We start from the raw sequence: 19,870 nt of genomic DNA, 5'->3' as shown, positions 1-19,870 counted from the left end.
GATGTTGGATATCAACGCCCGTATTGCCGAAGAACTGAACGTGCGCCCGCAGCAAGTGGCTGCCGCCGTAGGCCTGCTGGACGAGGGCGCAACGGTGCCCTTCATCTCCCGCTACCGGAAAGAAGTAACCGGTGAGCTGGACGACACCCAGCTGCGCAACCTGGAAGAGCGCCTGCGCTACCTGCGCGAATTGGAAGAGCGCCGTGCCGCCATCCTGAAAAGCATCGACGAGCAGGGCAAACTTACGCCGGAACTGGCACAGCAGATCAATGCGGCCGACACCAAGAACCGCCTCGAAGATCTCTACCTGCCCTACAAACCCAAGCGCCGCACCAAGGGCCAGATCGCCATCGAGGCGGGGTTGGAGCCTCTGGCCGACGCTCTCTACGCCGACCCCAGCCTGAACCCGGAAGAGGAAGCCCAGAAGTACCTCAACACGGAAAACGAAGACGCCGCCCTGCATGTGAAAGACATCAAGGCCGCCCTCGACGGGGCCAAGTTCATCCTGATGGAGCGCTTTGCCGAAGACGCCGAGCTGCTGGGCAAGCTGCGCAATTTCCTCAGCCGCGATGGCCAGGTGAAGTCCAAGGTACTCGCCGGCAAGGAAGAGGAAGGGGCCAAGTTTCGCGACTACTTTGAATACGCCGAAGACTGGGCCAAGGTGCCCAGTCACCGCGCCCTGGCCATCTTCCGCGGCCGCAACGAGGGCATTCTGGCGATTAACCTGGGGCTCGACGGCGACGAAGAGCGCCCGGCCACTGCCAGCCACCCCTGCGAGGCCATGATCGCCCGCCATGTGGACATCGAAGACCACGGCCGCCCCGCGGACAAGTGGCTGGGTGAAGTGGTGCGCTGGACCTGGCGCATCAAGCTGCTCACCAGCCTGGAAACCGACCTGCTGGGCCAGCTGCGCGAGAAGGCGGAAGAGGAAGCCATCAAGGTGTTCTCCCGCAACCTGAAAGACCTGCTGCTCTCCGCCCCCGCTGGCCAGAAGGCCACCATCGGCCTCGACCCGGGCCTGCGTACCGGGGTAAAAGTGGCCGTGGTCGACGCCACCGGCAAGGTGCTGGACCACACCGCCATCTACCCCAACCCGCCACAGAACAAGCTGGCGGAATCCGCTGCCGTGATCGCCACCCTGTGCAAGAAGTACGATGTGGGCCTGATTGCCATCGGCAACGGCACCGCCAGCCGCGAGACCGACAAGTTCGTGGGCGAGACCATTAAGCAGTTCAAGCTCACCGCGCAGAAGGTGATGGTGAACGAGGCCGGTGCCTCCGTGTATTCCGCCTCCGAATTCGCCGCACGCGAATTCCCCGACCTGGACGTGACCATCCGCGGCGCCATCTCTATCGCCCGCCGCCTGCAGGACCCGCTGGCGGAACTGGTGAAGATCGAGCCCAAGTCCATCGGTGTGGGCCAGTATCAGCACGACGTGTCCCAGTCGCAGCTGGCGCGTTCCCTCGACGCGGTGGTGGAAGACTGTGTGAACGGTGTCGGTGCCGAACTGAACTCCGCTTCGGCACCGCTGCTGGCGCGCGTGTCCGGCCTCAGCCAGTCGATCGCCAACAACATCATCAGCTACCGCGACCAGAACGGCGCGTTCAAGAGCCGCGACCAATTGAAGGAAGTGCCGCGCCTCGGGCCCAAGGCGTTCGAACAGGCCGCCGGCTTCCTGCGTATCAACAACGGCGAGAACCCGCTGGACAAATCCGGGGTACACCCGGAGTCCTACATCGTGGTGAAGCGTATCGCGGAGAAAAACGGCCGCGAGATCAACAGCCTGATCGGCGACTCCGGTTTCCTGCGCCGCCTGAACCCGGCGGATTACACCGATGAAAAATTCGGTCTGCCGACGGTGAAAGACATCATTGCCGAACTGGAAAAGCCCGGCCGTGACCCGCGCCCGGAGTTCCGTACCGCCCAGTTCGAAGACGGTGTGGAAGAGATCAAGGATCTGCGCCCGGGCATGGTGCTGGAAGGCACCGTCACCAACGTCACCAACTTCGGCGCCTTCGTGGACATCGGCGTGCACCAGGACGGCCTGGTGCATATCTCCGCGCTCTCGGAAAAGTTCGTCAAGGACCCGCACGAAGTGGTGAAGGCGAACGACATCGTCAAGGTGAAGGTGATGGAAGTGGACGTAGCGCGCAAGCGTATCGGTCTGTCCATGCGCATGTCTGACGAGCCCGGCGAACAGGGCAGCGGCGGCGTCAAGAAAGGCGACCACCGTGAGAGCAGACAAGCGCAACGCCACAACAACCGCAACCGCCAGCAACAGGGCGGTGGCAACGCGGGCGGTGGTCGCGGCAGCATGGGCGACCTGCTGGCGGCGGCCATGAAGGGCAAGAAGTAAGCGTTTTTTCTTTCCCGGAAACAAAAATGGGCGGCCACTGGCCGCCCATTTTCGTGAGGGATGCGCTGCGCTTATCCACCATGTTAGAGAGGGAAATCCAGAAAACCGTCACCGGGATTGCACAAAAAGTGCATTTCTTTCTCCAGCACCGGGTGCTCAAACCCCAGCGCCTGCGCGTGCAGCAGCAAGCGCGGCGCCGCGGCCAGGGCTTGCGGATGCGCGTAGAAGGGATCGCCCAGAATCGGGTGGCCCATGGCCTGCATATGTACCCGCAGCTGGTGTGAGCGACCGGTGACCGGGGTCAGCTGCAGCAGGCTGGTGCTGCCGTCGCTGTCGAGTTTCTGCCAGCGGGTCAGCGACGGCTTGCCGGAGTCGAAACACACCTTTTGCCGCGGCCGATTCGGCCAGTCGCAAATCAGCGGCAGGTCCACCTCACCCTCATCCCGCTCCGGCTCACCCCAAACACGCGCCAGATAGCTTTTTTCCACCTGACGATTCTGAAACAGACCACTCAACAGGCGGTGCATGTCCGCACCCAGCGCCATCACCACCAGCCCCGAGGTGTCCATATCCAGACGATGCACAATGCGCGCGTCAGGGTATTCCGCCTGCGCCCGGCTGGCGAGGCTGTCCTGATGTTCCGGCGCGCGGCCCGGCACCGTCAGCAGGCCACTGGGCTTGTCCAGTACCAGCAGGTGGGTATCGGCGTAGACGACATCCAGATAGGGGTCGGTGGGTGGATAGTAGGGACGCAAAACTCGAACTCGGTACAGGCCAGTGGGACCAGAGGGTGATGGGACCAGAGGGCGATGGAAAAGGTGGGAAGGATACCAGCCCGGAGCGATTACACGCAGAAGCCGCGCATCAGGCGCAGCAGGACATCGCGGCTCGACGGCCCCTTGACCTGCACACTGCTAACGTTGGAAAAATCCAGGCATTGCACGGTCCACAGGAACAGCTGGGCATCCAGCTCTGGGTCCTGTGCGCCGATGGGACGGATAAAACGCAGCGCGATATCCGCAAGCCAGTCGTTGTACGCCTGAATTTCCTCGGCGAGGGCTTCCGAGGGGTGCTGCTCAAACAGGTACTGACTCTCAATGCGCAACTGGTCCCGCCGGGAAGACAGGCCACTGTCGATCATCTGGGCGAAAATGTCTGCGATGCCCTCAATGTAGCGCTCACAGTCTTTCACGGTGCCATCGGCACCCTGCAGTTGGGCCAAAAACGCGTCGCCGCGACGGATCAGGTCCGCGTTCACCGGCTCCATCGATTTAACAAACTCGCGGAATGCCGCCACCAGAATGTTGTCGATGGTGCCGAAGTAATAGGTGGTCATCGCCAACTGCACGCCCGCGGCACTGGCAATAGAGCGGTGCGACAGGGCGGCGAGACCCTTTTTGGCAATGATGTCCAGGGTCGCGTTGAGGATTTTGGCCTTGGCGATCTCGCGTTTCTCGGCCTTCTTGTTCGTGGCAGAGGCCTTGCGAGTTGTCTCCTCGGGGGTGATTTTGCCAGCGTCGAAGCCGGTTGCCATGTCGATTGCCTCAAACAGGAATTATGCGGGTGCAGAGGGAAATGAATGCCAAACCCTATACAATGGCCAATTATTGGTCAATCGTGCAAGTTGTGCACGCTCAACAGCAGTTTTGTCGCGCTAATCCCTGAAAATGGCTGTCCGTTCACATTTTTCTGAGCAAGTCTCCTTGTCAGCCTGCCCGAGAATTGGGCGCTACCCGACGATTCCGCACCCGCTCAGGGGGCCCGGAGACGATCAGCGCCCAGCTTGGACAGGGGTGACGTGCTTTGAGCCCCGTTATTTTCTGCTGTACTTCCGCTAAAAATCCGCCGCATCAACGCCCCACCCCGGCGCCATCCCAGCAGGCTTTGCGCGGTCACCAGCCCGGCAAACATGGCGCCCGCGACCCCACAGCTCATGATGTCCTGGCCGGTGAGATACAGGCCGGGCACCCGCGTCTTTGGTCGCAACCAGGTCTGCGCAAAGCGGGCCGGGTCGTGGTTGAGGCCGTAGATTTCCCCCTGGGTGTATGCGCAGAAATGACGCGTGGAGAGCGGGGTGGAGAGTTCGCAGTAATCGATCTGCCCGCGCAACTGCGAGAAATGCCGGTACAGGTGCGCCAGCAAGCGCTCACTGAACTGCTGCTTCAGGGCCTCGTAGTCTGCGCCGCGCTTGCCCCAGGTTTTCTCCTGCCAGCGTTCGAACCAGGCGTATTGTGCCGGTGCCACCACTTCGATGGTGGCGCGGCCGGGGTAGCGGTTTTCAAACTCCGGGTCTTTGGCAGAGGGAAAAGAAATGTACACCAGTGGAATCTCCGCCCCTGGGTCCTGCAGGAAGGCCTCGGTATCTGCCTGGTAGTCCGGGCTCGGGTACAGCCAGTAATTGGTCTTCGGCAAGCCGAGCTCTGCGGCGGTTTTCCGCAGGCCGATATACAGGCACAAATGGCTCATTGACGGTTGCACCGTTTGCAGCTGGCGCGGATAGCCGGCGGCGCTGGCGGCACTTTCCGGCAACAGCTTTTCAAACGTGTTAAATACGCCCGCATTGGAGATGACCGCCGGTGCAAAGATTTCTGTTCCATCCTCCATGCGCACACCGGTTACCCGTGCCCCATCCAGCAACAGGGTTTCTACCCGCGCGTAGGTAAATACCTCACCGCCGGTTTTCTGGATCTGGGGAATAATGGTTTCCGCCATCTTGCTGGCGCCACCCACCGGGTAGTAGCCCCCGTACAGGTAGTGCTTGGCGATCAGTGCGTGAATAATGAAACTGCCGGTTTTGGGCGTCATGCCGTTGTCGCCCCACTGGCCAGTGAGCACCGCGATCAACGTCTCGTTATCCGTCAGCTCTCGTAGCACTTCGTAGGTCGTCTTGTGCAGGTAGTCCGGCCAGCGCAGCTTTTTGTACAGGCCGAACAGGGGGGCGCACCAGCGCGGGCACAGTTTCTCCAGCGTGATCAGGGGCATGGCGCTGGCCACCGCCATCACTCGCTCCAGATATGCCTCGATCACCGGCCGCTGGCCGGGAAAGCGCCGGCTGAGTTCGTCGACAAACGCCTCCCGGCCCGCCACCAAATCGTACTGCTCGTCACCCAGGCAGATGCGGTCGTAGGTGCTATCCATGGGGGCCCACTGCAGGTGGCCACCGGAGATAAAATCGAACAGCTTGCGCGTCATGGTGGGGTGGCCACCCACATCGCCAATGTAGTGCACCCCCACATCCCACTCGTAACCGTTGCGATCGTAGGCATGGGTAAAACCGCCCGCAGTGTAGTGCTGCTCAAGCACCAGCACTTTTTTTCCGGCGGCACTCAGCAGGGCCGCCGTTGTCAGCCCTCCGATCCCGGAGCCGATGACAATGGCATCGTAGGGCCCCGCGAGTCGCCCGGCGCGATAGCGACGGCCTATGCGCAAACGGCTCGGTTTGGGGTTGGGGTTGGGGTTGGGGTTGGGGTTGGGGTTGGGATTGGGATTGAAACTGGAACTGGAACTGGAACTGGAACTGGAACCTTCAGAGGGTACTGAGGTATTGGACGCAGACATGGGCAGCCTCGGCGTTTTCTTTTTTATTATTTGGTGACTGAAACACCTTAGCCGCCCACTAATGGATGTGCAACGCATTGCACGATACCGGAAAAAGTCGCTTGTGATGCCCTCAGCCGCTCACCCCCGCACGCGCACGGCCGAGCAACTTTCCGCAGGTCAGCGATTGGATCCAGTGCTCACCGAGGGTGAACTGGCAGCGGTACTCCCGCGGCAGGTGGTATTTGCTGGCGAAGGATTCACTCAGGCGCAGCACCAGAATCTGCTCTTCCAGGCAGAGCGCTGTGGCCTCGGCCACTTCAAAGCCAAAGTAGTCGCGCACCAACGGGTACAGCGCCTTGAACAGGCTCTCTTTGGCAGAAAAAATCAGGGTAGTGGCCGCCTGCTCTGACAGGCCCCCGGCGCAAAGCCGCTCCCGCTCCGGACGTGAAGACACAACCGGTGCCACCTCGTCACACACCCGGGCGGACATCAGCGCTTCCCTATCAATACCGAGATAGTCCAACCCGGTACGCAAGCCCACTGCGCACACCGCGACAACGTCTGTGTGGGAAATGGAGCCCACCACGCCGTTCGGCCAGAGAGGATTGCGACGCTCGCCGATGCCAACCTGAGTGCTCCCGATAGCTGCCGGAGACAGATACTGCAGCGCCAGCGCCGCAGCGTAGCGCCCGGCAAGGAATTCCGCCTGCCTCTTGGGCACCGATCGCGCGATGGATTCCGGCATGGCAATGCGGAGCTCGGTAAACAGCCCTGGCTGATAGCGGTCGCTATCAAACGCGCAACGCACCACACGCACCCCACTTGCCGGCGCCATCTCCGTGCACACCTCACCAATAAAGCCGCCCGTCTCTCGCATCATCCTTGCTACCGTTATCCCCTGGGATTTTTCTCTGTGAGGCTGACCCCATGTGCCGGCTGACTGTGTGTCGCCACAACATCTGATACGAGACCAGACACTCCACCAGATATATCCTTCGCCCCGGCTTCCGGTGTGGCGATCACCTCCGGCAGGATTGCCTGCAAAATGCCATACAACATCGCAACCCGCTCATCGTTGGGGAAATACTTGTTGGCCAACAGCACGAAGCCGAATTTTTTCTCGGGAATAAACGCCACGTAGGTAGAAAAACCGCCGGTAGACCCGGTCTTGTTAATCAGCACATTGCGCTGTAGAGGTAGCGGCGGCGAGATCGCCGTTACCGGATGGTCGTGACGAAGCATTACGCGCGAGTTACCCGCCAGCAGGTGCGCCTTGTTCAGCGGCAGGGCGTACTGCTCCCACACCATGTCCTGCACGTAATAGTCGGTGCGAAAGTACCCCTGGCGGGTAATCCGCAATGCCTGCTGTATTTCCGGTGCCACCCTGATCAGTTCCATCTGCGCCGCCAGGTAGCGGGTCAGGTCTGCGGCACTGGACCGCACGCCATAGGCCTCTTCCCCCAGCAGGCCGATCGTTACCCGGACGGGCTGATGCTCGCGGTTGTGACCCTCGGCATAGCCGACCATGTTTTCCTCGGGCACTTCAATAAAGGTGTGCCCGAGACCGAGCCCACGAAATACCGCATCCTGCATCGCTTGGGCAAAAGGCTGATTGAGGCTGCGCGCTGCCAGCACCCCCAGCAGGCCGCTACCGGGGTTGGCGTAGGTACGTTTGCTGCCGGGGGTGTACTGCGGCTGCCAGTTGCGGAAATAGGCCAGCAGTTCATCCTCGCTGCGCAGCTCTGCTGGCAACTGCAGCGGAAAATGTCCGGCGGTGTGCGTGGCCAGGTTCAACACCGAGACATCGCCCATGGCACTGCCGCGCAGTGCCGGCAGATACGTGCTGACCGGCGCGTTGAAATCCAGTGCGCCCTTTACCTGCGCGTAAGCCGCCAGGGTGGCGGTAAACGTCTTGCTCACCGAGCCGATCTCGAACAGGGTGTGCTCGGTAACCGGCTCACCGCCCTCCAGCGCAGTTTCCCCCAGATTGAAAAAATAGGGTTCACCCTCGATGGTCAATGCCAGCGCCATTCCGGGGATGCGATGTTTTTCCACCACCGGTTGAATGGCGTCGATCACCGCGGCCTCCAGCTGCTGGGAGGAGAGCGCACCCGCCTGCACCAACGATGGCGCCAGCGCCCACATCCACAGCCCGCACACCAGCGCGCCCCAGCGGACGGGAGCGGATGGCCGGGAACAAGCGGTGATCGGTAACGGCATGGCGAGTCCTTGTGAGATGGTTGTTTTTGGGCACTATCTGGCCCCGAGTATGACCCATGGCACGCGGAATAGTGCCATTTCGGTGCGAATCGTCATCCTCGCAGGTAAAAGAGTACTCGAAAGCCGGGGCAAGCCTCAGATACACTTTAGGGAATCCCCCATTTGCAGTGAAAGCAGTTCCGGGCCCATGCGATCATTTCTGAAAAAAGCCGTTCTCCTGATGCTGGCCCTCGGCCTGCTGACCGCGCTCGTGTTCGTGGCCTTCCCGGGGCTCAAGTATGAGCTCTATCGCCAGCTGCCGCCGAAAATCCGCTGGAACATCTCCTTCGCGCTCACCGACAAGTTTGTGGTGGGGATGGTGTATTTTGTGGAGCGCAACAATCAGCTGCTGCTGGTGCGCCATACCTACCAGGACAAGTGGGCGCTGCCCGGAGGCTGGGTGGAGCGCCACGAGTCCTTCGAGGAATCGGCGCGGCGGGAACTGCGTGAGGAGCTCGATATCAAGATTGATGATTTCGAAGTGCTGGAAGTGAACAAGGTGCCGCGCTCGGGGATCATCAACATCGCGATCCGCGGGCGCCTGAAGGACAAGCAGGTGACCATCCGCGACGGCGAGATTTATGGCTACCGCTTCTTCGAGCTGCACAACCTGCCTGAGGACGTGATCTACACCCACAAGCCGTACATCAAGCGCTACCTGAAGGCCCGACGCCCCCCACGGCAGTTGCCGCCAGAGGAGCCGGCGACGCCCTCACCTCCGGAGCGGCAGACGCCGTAACGGTTTCCCGTTCTCGCCTTATCCCTTGATGCCGTTGGCAATCTGGAACACCACCCGTGCGGCGGTGCGTGCGGCGTGGTCTTCGATGTCGAAATAGGGATTGAACTCGGCGATATCCGCCAGGCACACCTTTTTCGACTCCAGCACCGTGTCCAGCAGCGGCTCGAACAGTTCGAACGCCACCCCGCGCCCGGCGGGCGCGCTCACCGCCGGCATCACGGCGGCCGGGAAGACGTCGAGATCGATGGTCAGGTACACAAAGTCCACCCGCTCGATAAAGTCGGCGATCTGCCGTTGCACCAGCTCAAGACGCCAGGGCACGATCTCGCGGTCGGAAATGACCTGTGCGCCGAGCTCTTCGGCGCGGTTGTACAGCGCGGGGGTATTGGCAGTCGCCGCGGCGCCCACGCACAGATAATTGAATGGTCGGCCGTTGACGTCGCACTGCTCGGCAATCTGGAAAAACGGCGTTCCCGACGAGCCATTCGGCGCGGGCAGGCGCAGATCCAGATGCGCATCAAAGTTGATAATGCCGAGAGTCTTGTCCCGCTGCTGCTCGCGCATCCAGCGGGCGATACCTTGATAGCTGCCATAGGCGATCTCGTGGCCACCGCCGAGCACCAGGGGAAAGTGGCCGGCGGTCATCAGGTCGGTGATGCGCGCGCCGAGCATGGCCTGCCCGGATTCCAGGTCGTCTTTCTCCACACGCACATTGCCGGCGTCGTAAAGCGGCGCGCCGAAGGTCTTGGGCAGGTTGGCCAGGGCCAGGCGCAGTATGCGCGGACCCTTGGCGGCACCGATACGCCCCTTGTTGCGGCGCACCCCTTCATCGGAGGCAAAACCGAGAATCGCCAACCCCGGGGGGCTGTCGAGATGCAGCGGCACGATGTCCTGGTGCCAGCGCTTGCCGGCCTTGCCATCTTCACTATCGACGCGCCCGCTCCACAGGCGCATATCAGCCAGCTGTAACATGCTGTCCCCCAACAAAAATTTCCGCAGGTTTCAGGGCACCCACCTCGTAGGCCAACTGGTCTGGCGTCTCCATTGGCCACAGGGCCATATCGGCGTGCAATCCGGCGCGCAGCACGCCCCGCGAGCAACACACCCCGAGCGCACGGGCCGCGGCGCGGGTAACCCCGGCGAGGGCTTCGGCGGGGGTGAGACCAAACAGGTTGCAGCCCATGTTCATCATCAGGCGCAGCGACGCAATGGGACAACTGCCCGGATTGAGATCGGTGGAAATGGCCATAGGAATCCCGGCGGCACGCAGTTTGTCGACCGGCGGTACACGGGTTTCCTTCAAGGTATAAAACGCGCCCGGCAAAAGCACGGCGGCAGTGCCGCTTTCCGCCATGGCGGCGATGTCTTCATCGGTGATGTATTCAATGTGATCGACCGACAGGGCTCCGGCACGGGCGGCCATTCTGGTGGCCCCGGTAGCGGCGAGCTGCTCGGCATGGACTTTCACCGGCAGGTCCAGCTTCTGTGCCGCGGCAATCACGCGCTCGCACTGCTCCACGGAGAAGGCGATGTTTTCGCAGAACATGTCCACCGCATCGGCGAGCTGTTCTTTGGCAACCGCCGGCAGGATTTCCTCGCACACGAGCTGGATATAGTCGTCGGCGCGGCCATCGTATTCCGGTGGCAGGGCATGGGCGGCGAGACAGGTGGTGAGAATGCTGACCGGATGGTGCTGCGCGAGCCGGCGGGCGACCCGCAGTTGCTTCAGCTCGGTATCGAGATCGAGGCCATAGCCGGATTTGATCTCGACGGTGGTGACGCCCTCACCCATCAGGGCCTTGAGGCGGGGCTCAGCTTTGCGGTAGAGCTCTTCGGCACTGGTGGCGCGGGTGGCGCGTACGGTGGAGAGAATGCCACCACCGGCGCGCGCGACTTCCTCGTAGCTTTCACCGCCCAGGCGGCGGGCAAATTCGCCGGCGCGGTGGCCACCGTAGACCAGGTGGGTATGGCAGTCGATCAGCCCCGGTGTCAGCCACTGGCCTTCGCCGTCGATTACCTGATCGGCGGCGGTTTCGGGCAGCGCCCGGCGGGGGCCGATCCACACAATTTTGTTGCCGGTCACCGCCACCGCGGCATCCTCCACCGCACCGTAGGCACCGGGCCGGGACGGATCCATCGTGGCCGCGTGGACATTTGTAATCAGCAGATCACAGCGCTCAGTCATATTTTCTCACTGGATTGGCGTTAATTGTAACGATAGCCCTGTTGGGGCGTTTTGGCGCGGTTTCTCACCCACAAGAGCGCTGTTCTAGCTCTGTGGCGGTCGAGCACCGGGTATGGCTTTTTGAAACCGCGGTGAATACATCCCTGTACGCTGCGTCAGCGGCGTCCCTGCCGCTGACGCTTTCAAAAAGCCATACCCGGCACTCAACCTTCCATTCGTAGTTCTGCACTTCAAACGCCAGCTCCCTAAAATCGGTCCGGGGTCCGCGTGGGAGCCCGCCAGCAGGCAAACAGCCGCCCCACTTATTGACAGCAACCACAATCAAATCCATAGTTGCCTCAACAGCACACTTGTATATACAAGAATGTACAACCAGGTGGACACTCTACCCGAGCAGGCAAAGGCCACACAAGTATGAGCAGTCAGATTCCCACAGGCACCACAGAGCCCGGCAGCCAGCCCCGCTACGCCGCGATCAAGGCGCACATCCGCGCCCAGATCGAATCCGGCGAGTGGGCCGCCCACTTTCGCGTGCCCTCGGAAAACCAGCTCGCCCACGACTTCAGCGTCAGCCGCATGACCGCCCGCCGCGCCCTGTCCGAGCTCACCGACGAAGGCGTACTCATCCGCTCCCAGGGCCTCGGCACCTTCGTCGCCGAACCGGTACCGGCGGGCTCGCTGCTGGAAGTACGCAACATAGCCGACGAAATTGCCGCGCGCGGTCACAGCTACGCCAACCGCATTCTCAAACTCGAACAAACCACCGCCAGCACGGAAGTCTCCGTGGCCCTCGGCCTCGCCGAAGGCAGCGCTGTCTACCACTCGGTCATCGTGCACCTGGATAACGACCTGCCGATCCAGTTCGAAGAACGCTATACCAACCCCACCCTGGTGCCGGAATACCTGCAACAGGACTTCACCGCAGCCACGCCCAATGAATACCTGACTCGCGTGGCGCCGCTGACGGAAGCGGACACCACGGTAGAGGCGATTGGTGCGGATGACACCGTTGGCGAAGCGCTGGAAATTAAATCGGGCACCGCCTGCCTGCAGATCTGGCGGCGTACCAAAAGTAGTGCCGGTACCGTGAGCTTTGCGCGACTGGTGCATCCGGGCAACCGGTATCGACTGGGCGCACAACTGCGTTTTTGAAAAAGAAGCACGACGAAGTAAAGAAACTTGAATTGAAGGCGGAGTGCCGGGTGGAGGTTTTCAGGATCGTCGCAAACAGGATGTTTGCGCCGAAGCGTACATGGATGTACTCGCAGCGGTCCTGAAAACCTCCACCCGGCACTGCGCGGCCACAACAACAAATTTAAAACTCCGGGCCAAAAGCCCACAGATTTCAATTTCAAACCAAGAATTTGGAAACAGACGAGGCAACCATGACCGATAAACGCCACGACCCCAGCCGTAAAATTGCCGCCCCCACCGGCACCAAGCTGAATGCCAAAAGCTGGCTCACCGAAGCCCCCCTGCGCATGCTGATGAACAACCTGCACCCCGACGTCGCCGAACGCCCGGAAGACCTCGTCGTGTACGGCGGCATCGGCCGCGCCGCGCGCGACTGGGAGTGCTACGACAAAATCGTTGAAGTACTGCAGCGCCTGGAAGACGACGAAACGTTATTGGTCCAGTCCGGCAAACCCGTCGGCGTTTTCAAAACCCACGCCGACGCCCCCCGCGTACTCATCGCCAACTCCAACCTCGTCCCCCACTGGGCCAACTGGGAGCACTTCAACGAGCTGGATAAAAAAGGCCTCGCCATGTATGGCCAGATGACCGCCGGCTCCTGGATCTATATCGGCTCCCAGGGAATCGTCCAGGGCACCTACGAAACCTTTGCCGCAGTTGCACGTAAACACTTCGACGGTGAAGCCAAAGGCAAATGGGTACTCACCGGCGGCCTCGGCGGCATGGGCGGCGCCCAGCCACTGGCCGCCACCATGGCCGGCTTCTGCATGATCGCCGTCGAGTGCGATGAGACCCGCATCGACTTCCGCCTGCGCACCGGCTACGTCGACAAGAAAGCCACCAGCCTCGACGACGCCCTGGCAATGATCAACGACGCCATGGAAAAGGGAGAGGCCATCTCCGTTGGCCTGCTCGGCAACGCCGCCGACGTCTTCCCGGAGATTGTCGAACGCAATATTCTGCCGGACTGCGTCACCGACCAGACCTCCGCCCACGATCCGCTGAATGGCTACCTGCCGCAAGGTTGGACCATGGACCAAGCCGCCGAAATGAGAAAGCGCGACGAAGCGCTGGTAGTCAAAGAGGCGAAGAAATCCATGGGTGTGCAGGTGCAGGCCATGCTCACCCTGCAGGAGCGCGGTGCCGCCACCCTCGACTACGGCAACAACATTCGCCAGATGGCGTTTGAAGTGGGTGTGGAAAACGCGTTCGACTTCCCCGGCTTCGTGCCCGCGTACATCCGCCCGCTGTTCTGCGAGGGCATCGGTCCCTTCCGCTGGGCGGCGCTTTCCGGCAACCCGGAAGACATCTACAAGACCGACGCCAAGGTCAAGGAACTGATCCCGGACAATCCCCAGTTGCACAACTGGCTGGACATGGCCCGCGAGCGCATCCAGTTCCAGGGCCTGCCCGCGCGCATCTGCTGGGTCGGCCTGAAAGACCGCGCGCGCCTGGCGCTGGCGTTCAACGAAATGGTTGCCAACGGCGAACTGGAAGCGCCGGTGGTCATCGGCCGCGACCACCTCGACTCCGGCTCCGTCGCCAGCCCCAACCGCGAAACCGAATCCATGCTGGACGGCAGCGATGCGGTTTCCGACTGGCCGCTGCTGAACGCCCTGCTGAATACCGCCTCCGGCGCCACCTGGGTTTCCCTGCACCACGGCGGCGGGGTGGGCATGGGCTTCTCCCAGCATTCCGGTGTGGTGATCGTGTGTGACGGCACCGAGGCGGCGAAAAAACGCATCGAACGCGTACTGTGGAACGACCCGGCCACCGGCGTGATGCGCCACGCGGATGCGGGCTACGACATCGCCAAGAATTGTGCGAAGGAGCAGGGCCTCGACCTGCCGATGCTCAAGAGTTAATTCACAGCGAGTGACCCGCAGGGTGGATAAGCGCCAGCGCATCCACCAATCGGAACCGGCGGATGCGCTTTCGCTTATCCGCCCTACGAATAGTTGAATATATCCACCCTGTAGGAGCTTGCTTGCGAATATTCGCCTGCAAGCAGGCTCCTACAGGCAAGATCTCATTTTCGGTAAAAATTTATGTACCAACTGGAAATCACCCCCGGCCAACTGAGCCTGGAGCAATTGCGTCGTGTGGCCCGCGAGCCGGTAAAATTGACCCTGAACAAAGGCGCCCACGCCGCCATCAATGCGTCCGCAAAAACCGTGGCCGATGTGCTGGAACAGGGCCGTACCGTGTACGGCATCAACACCGGTTTTGGCCTGCTGGCAAACACCAGCATCAAGCAGGAAGACCTGGAAACCCTGCAGCGTGCCATCGTCCTGTCCCACGCCGCCGGCACCGGCAACTTCATGAGCGAAGACACCGTGCGCCTGCTCATGGTGCTGAAGATCAACTCCCTCGCGCGCGGTTTCTCCGGCATCCGCCTGGAAGTCATTGAAGCGCTGATCAAGCTGGTCAACGCCGGCGTGTACCCGGCCATCCCGGAAAAAGGCTCCGTGGGTGCCTCCGGCGACCTGGCACCGCTGGCGCACATGAGCGTGGTACTTCTGGGAGAAGGGGAATGCTTTATCAACGGCGAACGCAAACCCGCGTCCGAAGGCCTGCGCTTTGCGGAAATGCGTCCGGTGGTACTGGCACCGAAGGAAGGTTTGGCACTGCTCAACGGCACCCAGGCTTCCACCGCGTTCGCGCTGCAGGGACTGTTTTCCGCCGAGGACCTGTTCGCCGGCGCCGTGGTTACCGGCGCGCTGACCCTGGAAGCGGCCAAGGGCTCGCGCCGCCCGTTCGATGACCGCATCCACATGGTGCGCGGCCAGCTGGCACAGCGCGATGTAGCCGCGTGCTACCGCGACCTGCTGGGTGACCAGAGTGAAATTGGCGAGTCCCACGAGGACTGCGAAAAAGTGCAGGACCCCTACAGCCTCCGCTGCCAGCCCCAGGTGATGGGCGCCTGCCTGCAGCAGATTCGCTTCGCCGCCGAAATCCTGCTGGCGGAAGCCAATGGCGTTTCCGACAACCCGCTGGTATTTACCGATGTGGACAATCCGGAAAACTCCGACATTATTTCCGGTGGCAACTTCCACGCGGAACCGGTGGCCATGGTCGCCGACAACCTGGCCCTGGCCATCGCGGAAATCGGCTCCCTGTCCGAGCGCCGCATGGCGCTGCTGATCGACTCCAACCTGTCCGGCCTGCCGCCGTTCCTGGTGGACAACGGCGGCGTGAACTCCGGCTTTATGATCGCGCAGGTTACCTCCGCAGCACTGGCCAGCGAGAACAAGACCTTTGCGCACCCGGCGAGCGTCGACTCACTGCCCACGTCTGCCAACCAGGAAGACCACGTGTCCATGGCTACCTTTGCCGGCCGCCGCCTGCGCGACATGGCCGACAATACCTGCGGCATCCTCGCGGTAGAGCTGCTGGCCGCCTGCCAGGGCCTGGACTTCCGCGCCCCACTGAAGACCACCGACAAATTGGAAAACGCCAAGGCCGCCCTGCGTGAGCGCGTACCCTTCTACGATAAGGACCGCTACTTTGCACCGGATATTGAGGAAGCCAAACAATTGTTGGCGAGCGCGTACTACCGGGAGTACCTCGCCACTGAAATGCTACCCAGTAACCGTTAATCAGCTTTCCTACTAAGCTGCAATTCCGGCGGAAAGCCCTCCGCCGGAATTCAGTGCTGCCCACATCCCATCAATGACCTTTCACGACTTCCACTGGCCCGTGGTCGTCGCAATGCTCCCCGTGCACGTGGTGCAAACGGCCGTCTACCAGATAGTCAAAATGATCCCCGTGGGGCACCATTTCATGCCCGCAGTCAGGGCCGTGGTTGTGATCGGGGTCGCAGGCGGGGTTCATTGGCTTGCATTCGCTCGGGTTGGTGGCACTCACGTCCAGTACATGCTCGCTATTGCTGCCCCCATTGGGGTGGTGCAGGTGTCCATCCTGCAGATAGTCAACATGATCGCCATGCTTAATGGCGGTGTGTCCGCAGTTGGCGTGATGCTGGTGAGATTGGTTGGTTGATTTGCCCATTTTAAGACTCCCTTATTGTCGATTCCTGAAGATGTGCCAACCAAGGTATATGGCACACGTGGGTGAGGTGTGCCACTTCCACGCCATTTCCGGCGCGGGGTTCCTCAAGCTTTCCCTTCGGCGTTTAAGTTTGCCCTGGAATCGTTGCTTCCATACTTGGCCGTCAGCTTGCCGCTCATCTTGCCAGTAGCCGCCCATACTAGCAGTGCCACCCAGGCGATCCACGATAGCCCTGCAGGCACATTGGCGAGGAAAATTTTCCCCAGGTGATTGCGATTAAAGAAGATTGCCAGCAAGCTTGGCAAAAACCAGATCGCAAAAAAGAAGATAACGAAGCCCACCGTTTGCAACAGGTCCATTTGTGCAAACAGATCGAGGAAACCGGAAAGTTTTTGTTCAAGGTTCGACAACATGGTGAATATCTCTTTCATGATTAGTGTGAATTATTGACTGATCGATCGACACCTTGTGTAGTACCCGCGCCATCCGTTTTCTTACAATTTATTTGCCCATCGCTTCGATATTTTCCCGCTGCCATTTTGCAATCTGCCGCTCGCTACTTTTTATCCGATGCCAGTACCAGGCGCTCCAGAAGCCCATCGCCAGTGCAAACACGCTGATCCAGGTCATGGCAAAGCGACCGTCACCAGCGAAAATCGGCTCCAGCCAGCCATAGCCCGACAGCCACTGCCACACGGCAAAAATACCCAGCTCCGCAATAAAAAACAGCCAGGTAAAGCGCAACATGCGGCGCTTGCGCACCAGTCGCTGTCGCGCCAGATCGAGATAACCGTGCACGGATTCCTCCAGCGGCTCCCACACACCTCGACGGTTTGAAACGGAAAAGGCCATGGCCCAGGCCAAGAGCACGACCACCAGCAACGCACGCCAGGGGGCGTCGGCTGCCCCACTATCAAGCATCAGGTAGACACCACCAACACCGACCACCAGCGACGCGATCCATTCAAACCACGCATACCAGCGCATACGACGCTCCTGCCGGACTACCTGCGCGCGAATGGCTGTGGGTACCGGCACTTCGACTGGTGCTTGCTGCCAGAGACTTGCCAATTCCTGCAGCCCGTCATCTGCATTTTGATCAGCGCCGGACTGGCTGTGTTCTCTATTATTCATGTGCGGATTCACACCGTTTCACTCAATTTACTGTTCAAGCGTTCGCGCGCTCGGTTAAGGCGTACCGCCACGTTGGACTCGCTGATACCCAGCACTTCGGAAATTTCGCTGTAGCTCAGGCCTTCGAAGCGCAGGGTCAATACCTGACGCATACCCAGGGGCAGTTGCGACACCGCGCGCATCAGCCGCTCGGCGTCACGGCGCTGCAACAACTGCGTCTCGGGCCCCGGACGCTCGTCGGCGACCGTCTCCAACACCTCGCCATCCTCGCTGTCGCGACGGCGGGCCAGCTGGGTAACACTGCGGTTGTGGGCGATGCGGTAGGCGAAGGTCCGCGGGCTGGCATCCCCACGGAACCCGGGCAGCGCCCGCCAGATGGCAAGCCAGATCTCCTGCACCAGGTCCTCGCGCTCTGCCCGGTTACGGACATAGCTGCCTGCCAGGCGGGCGATACCGCTGCCACAGTCCTCGATCAGCTGTTGAAATAGTTGTTCGCGCGCGTCCAAGTTGTGCTTCTTCCATCTGGTGAGGCCGCTCTATTGCGGGTAATGCCACTTACTGTACCCAGCGGCGCCAAAACCTTACATAAATTTTGCCCCCTGGTTTGAGGCCTGCGGCCAGCGATGCCGAAACCAAAATGGTCAACCCAGTCACAATTTAGCCCGGATTGAAGTTTACGTTAACGTAAACGTCAACTAGACTTCAGGCTGATCTGAGGAATGGCACATGAGCAATACCACTGCCGGCAGCTACAGCATTTCCGAGCTGGCCCAGGAATTCGGGATTACCACCCGCACCATCCGCTTCTATGAAGACAAGGGGCTTCTGACCCCCCAGCGGCGCGGGCAGACGCGGGTGTACAGCCCCGAAGACCGGGTGCGCCTGAAACTGATCCTGCGCGGCAAGCGGCTTGGTTTCTCGCTCGACGAGAGCCGGGAAATCATCGATATGTATGACCCGGCCCACGGCAATGTGGAACAGCTCAACCGCCTGCTCGAGCGAATTGACGCCAAACGCCAGCAGCTGCGGCAGCAGCAGCGCGACATCGAGAAGGTGTTGGCCCAGCTGGACGATGCGACCGCCCGTACCGAGGCGGCGCTGAAAGAACAGACGACCTGAATACCGATTACTGAATAAAAACCTCTGACGGATCCAAAGCGGAGCACGCGATGAATACTCCTTATCCAACCCTCAACTTCGACCTCGGCGAAGAAATCGACATGCTGCGGGACATGGTCTACAAGTTCTGCCAGGCAGAGCTGGCGCCGCGCGCGGCGCAGATCGACGAGGACAATCTGTTCCCCGCTGATATGTGGAAGAAGTTCGGCGAGCTGGGTCTGCTGGGGATGACTGTGGAGGAGGAATACGGCGGCTCCAATATGGGCTACCTGGCACACGCGGTGGCGATGGAGGAGATCTCCCGCGCATCTGCGTCCGTCGGCCTGTCCTACGGTGCCCACTCCAATCTGTGTGTCAACCAGATCCGCAAGAACGGCACCCCGGAACAGAAGGCGAAGTATCTGCCGAAGCTGTGTTCCGGTGAGCACATTGGCGCGCTGGCGATGAGTGAGCCCAACTCCGGTTCCGATGTGGTAAGCCTGCAGCTGAAGGCGGAGAAGAAGGGCGACCGTTTTATCCTGAACGGCAACAAGATGTGGATCACCAACGGGCCGGATGCGCACACTTATGTGATCTATGCGCGCACCGAGCCGGGTATCAGCTCCGGTGGCATTACGGCGTTTATTGTGGAGCGTGGCTTCAAGGGTTTCACCCAGGCGCAGAAGCTGGACAAGCTGGGTATGCGCGGTTCCAACACCTGTGAGCTGGTGTTCGAGGACTGTGAGGTGCCGGAGGAGAATATTCTGGGCCAGCTGAATGGCGGTGTGCGCGTGCTGATGAGCGGCCTGGATTACGAGCGCACGATTCTGTCCGGTGGCCCGGTGGGTATCATGCAGGCGTGCATGGATATTGTGGTGCCGTACATTCACGACCGTAAGCAGTTTGGCAAGGCAATTGGTGAGTTCCAGCTGATGCAGGGCAAAATTGCGGACATGTATACGGACCTGAACGCGAGCCGCGCTTATCTGTATGCGGTGGCGAAGGCCTGTGACCGCGGTGAGGATTCGCGCAAGGATTCTGCGGCGGTGATCCTGTTTACTGCGGAACGTGCGACGCAGATGGCACTGCAAGCCATTCAGACCCTGGGCGGCAACGGCTACATCAATGAGTACGCCACCGGCCGCCTGTTGCGCGATGCCAAGCTGTATGAGATCGGCGCGGGCACTTCCGAGATCCGTCGCATGTTGATTGGTCGCGAGCTGTTTAACGAGACTCGCTAAGTTCTAAATGGGGTCCGCGTGAGCTTCGTTGCAAGCTCCGAGGCGGCCCTGCTGCCGGTATTGGTTTGCAGGACACGCCGTGAACCCATCCATGGGGGCTCTTCCGCGACATC

General features: G+C 60.9%; 18 protein-coding genes. 7 read left to right on the top strand and 11 right to left on the bottom strand.

Annotated elements, in window-relative coordinates; all coding sequences use genetic code 11:
• The first annotated feature begins 1 nt into the window (after position 1).
• Positions 2–2,356, top strand: a complete 2,355-nt coding sequence (locus JF535_RS03930; RefSeq protein ID WP_206999315.1) for a Tex family protein — start codon at positions 2–4, stop codon at positions 2,354–2,356.
• A gap of 83 nt (positions 2,357–2,439) precedes the next feature.
• On the opposite strand, the gene JF535_RS03925 is transcribed toward JF535_RS03930, so the two are convergent.
• The 5 genes from JF535_RS03925 to ampC form a co-directional block, all read right to left on the bottom strand.
• Complete coding sequence (locus JF535_RS03925) at positions 2,440–3,111, bottom strand: pseudouridine synthase (protein ID WP_206999313.1); 672 nt, start codon at positions 3,109–3,111, stop codon at positions 2,440–2,442.
• Positions 3,112–3,200: 89 nt separating this feature from the next.
• Entirely contained in the window at positions 3,201–3,890 is a 690-nt protein-coding gene (locus JF535_RS03920) for a TetR/AcrR family transcriptional regulator (protein WP_206999311.1), read from the bottom strand.
• A 218-nt stretch (positions 3,891–4,108) separates the two neighbouring features.
• Positions 4,109–5,914, bottom strand: a complete 1,806-nt coding sequence (locus tag JF535_RS03915; RefSeq protein ID WP_206999309.1) for a phytoene desaturase family protein — start codon at positions 5,912–5,914, stop codon at positions 4,109–4,111.
• Positions 5,915–6,026: 112 nt separating this feature from the next.
• The gene (locus JF535_RS03910; RefSeq protein WP_206999307.1) at positions 6,027–6,776 is read right to left on the bottom strand and encodes a 4'-phosphopantetheinyl transferase family protein; all 750 of its coding nucleotides are present in this window, start codon (positions 6,774–6,776) and stop codon (positions 6,027–6,029) included.
• Positions 6,777–6,787: 11 nt separating this feature from the next.
• Positions 6,788–8,116, bottom strand: a complete 1,329-nt coding sequence (gene ampC / locus JF535_RS03905) for a class C beta-lactamase (protein ID WP_242523577.1) — start codon at positions 8,114–8,116, stop codon at positions 6,788–6,790.
• 187 nt (positions 8,117–8,303) lie between these two features.
• On the opposite strand from ampC, the gene JF535_RS03900 reads away from it, so the two are divergent.
• Complete coding sequence (locus JF535_RS03900; protein ID WP_066960818.1) at positions 8,304–8,894, top strand: NUDIX hydrolase; 591 nt, start codon at positions 8,304–8,306, stop codon at positions 8,892–8,894.
• Between the two features lie 18 nt (positions 8,895–8,912).
• Here JF535_RS03900 and hutG read toward each other — a convergent pair whose 3' ends face one another.
• A complete protein-coding gene (gene hutG / locus JF535_RS03895) occupies positions 8,913–9,866 on the bottom strand; it encodes a formimidoylglutamase (protein WP_206999305.1) in 954 nt (317 codons plus the stop codon).
• Complete coding sequence (gene hutI / locus JF535_RS03890; RefSeq protein WP_206999302.1) at positions 9,850–11,079, bottom strand: imidazolonepropionase; 1,230 nt, start codon at positions 11,077–11,079, stop codon at positions 9,850–9,852. The genes hutG and hutI overlap by 17 nt, the downstream gene beginning before the upstream one ends.
• A gap of 414 nt (positions 11,080–11,493) precedes the next feature.
• Here hutI and hutC point away from each other — a divergent pair, with 414 nt between their 5' ends.
• The 3 genes from hutC to hutH all read left to right on the top strand — a co-directional run bounded on the left by hutC (position 11,494) and on the right by hutH (position 15,872).
• A complete protein-coding gene (hutC, locus tag JF535_RS03885) occupies positions 11,494–12,231 on the top strand; it encodes a histidine utilization repressor (RefSeq protein WP_206999300.1) in 738 nt (245 codons plus the stop codon).
• Positions 12,232–12,464: 233 nt separating this feature from the next.
• Complete coding sequence (gene hutU, locus JF535_RS03880; RefSeq protein WP_206999298.1) at positions 12,465–14,138, top strand: urocanate hydratase; 1,674 nt, start codon at positions 12,465–12,467, stop codon at positions 14,136–14,138.
• A 183-nt stretch (positions 14,139–14,321) separates the two neighbouring features.
• Positions 14,322–15,872, top strand: a complete 1,551-nt coding sequence (gene hutH, locus JF535_RS03875) for a histidine ammonia-lyase (RefSeq protein ID WP_206999296.1) — start codon at positions 14,322–14,324, stop codon at positions 15,870–15,872.
• Positions 15,873–15,942: 70 nt separating this feature from the next.
• Here the strand turns inward: hutH and JF535_RS03870 are convergent, their stop codons facing one another.
• The 4 genes from JF535_RS03870 to JF535_RS03855 form a co-directional block, all read right to left on the bottom strand.
• A complete protein-coding gene (locus JF535_RS03870) occupies positions 15,943–16,284 on the bottom strand; it encodes a hypothetical protein (RefSeq protein ID WP_207000271.1) in 342 nt (113 codons plus the stop codon).
• Positions 16,285–16,388: 104 nt separating this feature from the next.
• Positions 16,389–16,697 carry a superinfection immunity protein gene (locus tag JF535_RS03865; protein ID WP_206999293.1) on the bottom strand — a complete coding sequence of 103 codons (309 nt, stop codon included), beginning with the start codon at positions 16,695–16,697 and terminating at the stop codon, positions 16,389–16,391.
• 88 nt (positions 16,698–16,785) lie between these two features.
• A complete protein-coding gene (locus JF535_RS03860) occupies positions 16,786–17,418 on the bottom strand; it encodes an MFS transporter (protein WP_206999291.1) in 633 nt (210 codons plus the stop codon).
• An 8-nt stretch (positions 17,419–17,426) separates the two neighbouring features.
• Positions 17,427–17,924 (bottom strand): RNA polymerase sigma factor, encoded by a 498-nt coding sequence (locus tag JF535_RS03855; RefSeq protein ID WP_206999289.1) that lies wholly within the window; start codon positions 17,922–17,924, stop codon positions 17,427–17,429.
• A gap of 220 nt (positions 17,925–18,144) precedes the next feature.
• Here JF535_RS03855 and JF535_RS03850 point away from each other — a divergent pair, with 220 nt between their 5' ends.
• Both JF535_RS03850 and JF535_RS03845 read left to right on the top strand, forming a co-directional pair.
• Positions 18,145–18,537, top strand: coding sequence for a MerR family transcriptional regulator (locus JF535_RS03850; protein ID WP_066960796.1), 393 nt, complete (start codon positions 18,145–18,147; stop codon positions 18,535–18,537).
• A gap of 50 nt (positions 18,538–18,587) precedes the next feature.
• Positions 18,588–19,757, top strand: a complete 1,170-nt coding sequence (locus JF535_RS03845; RefSeq protein ID WP_066960794.1) for an isovaleryl-CoA dehydrogenase — start codon at positions 18,588–18,590, stop codon at positions 19,755–19,757.
• Positions 19,758–19,870: the final 113 nt, after the last annotated feature.

It is taken from the genome of Microbulbifer salipaludis (assembly GCF_017303155.1).
Classification (GTDB): domain Bacteria; phylum Pseudomonadota; class Gammaproteobacteria; order Pseudomonadales; family Cellvibrionaceae; genus Microbulbifer; species Microbulbifer salipaludis.
The sequence above is the reverse complement of the archived record's forward strand: the minus strand, read 5'-3'. Positions and strand labels throughout refer to the sequence as shown.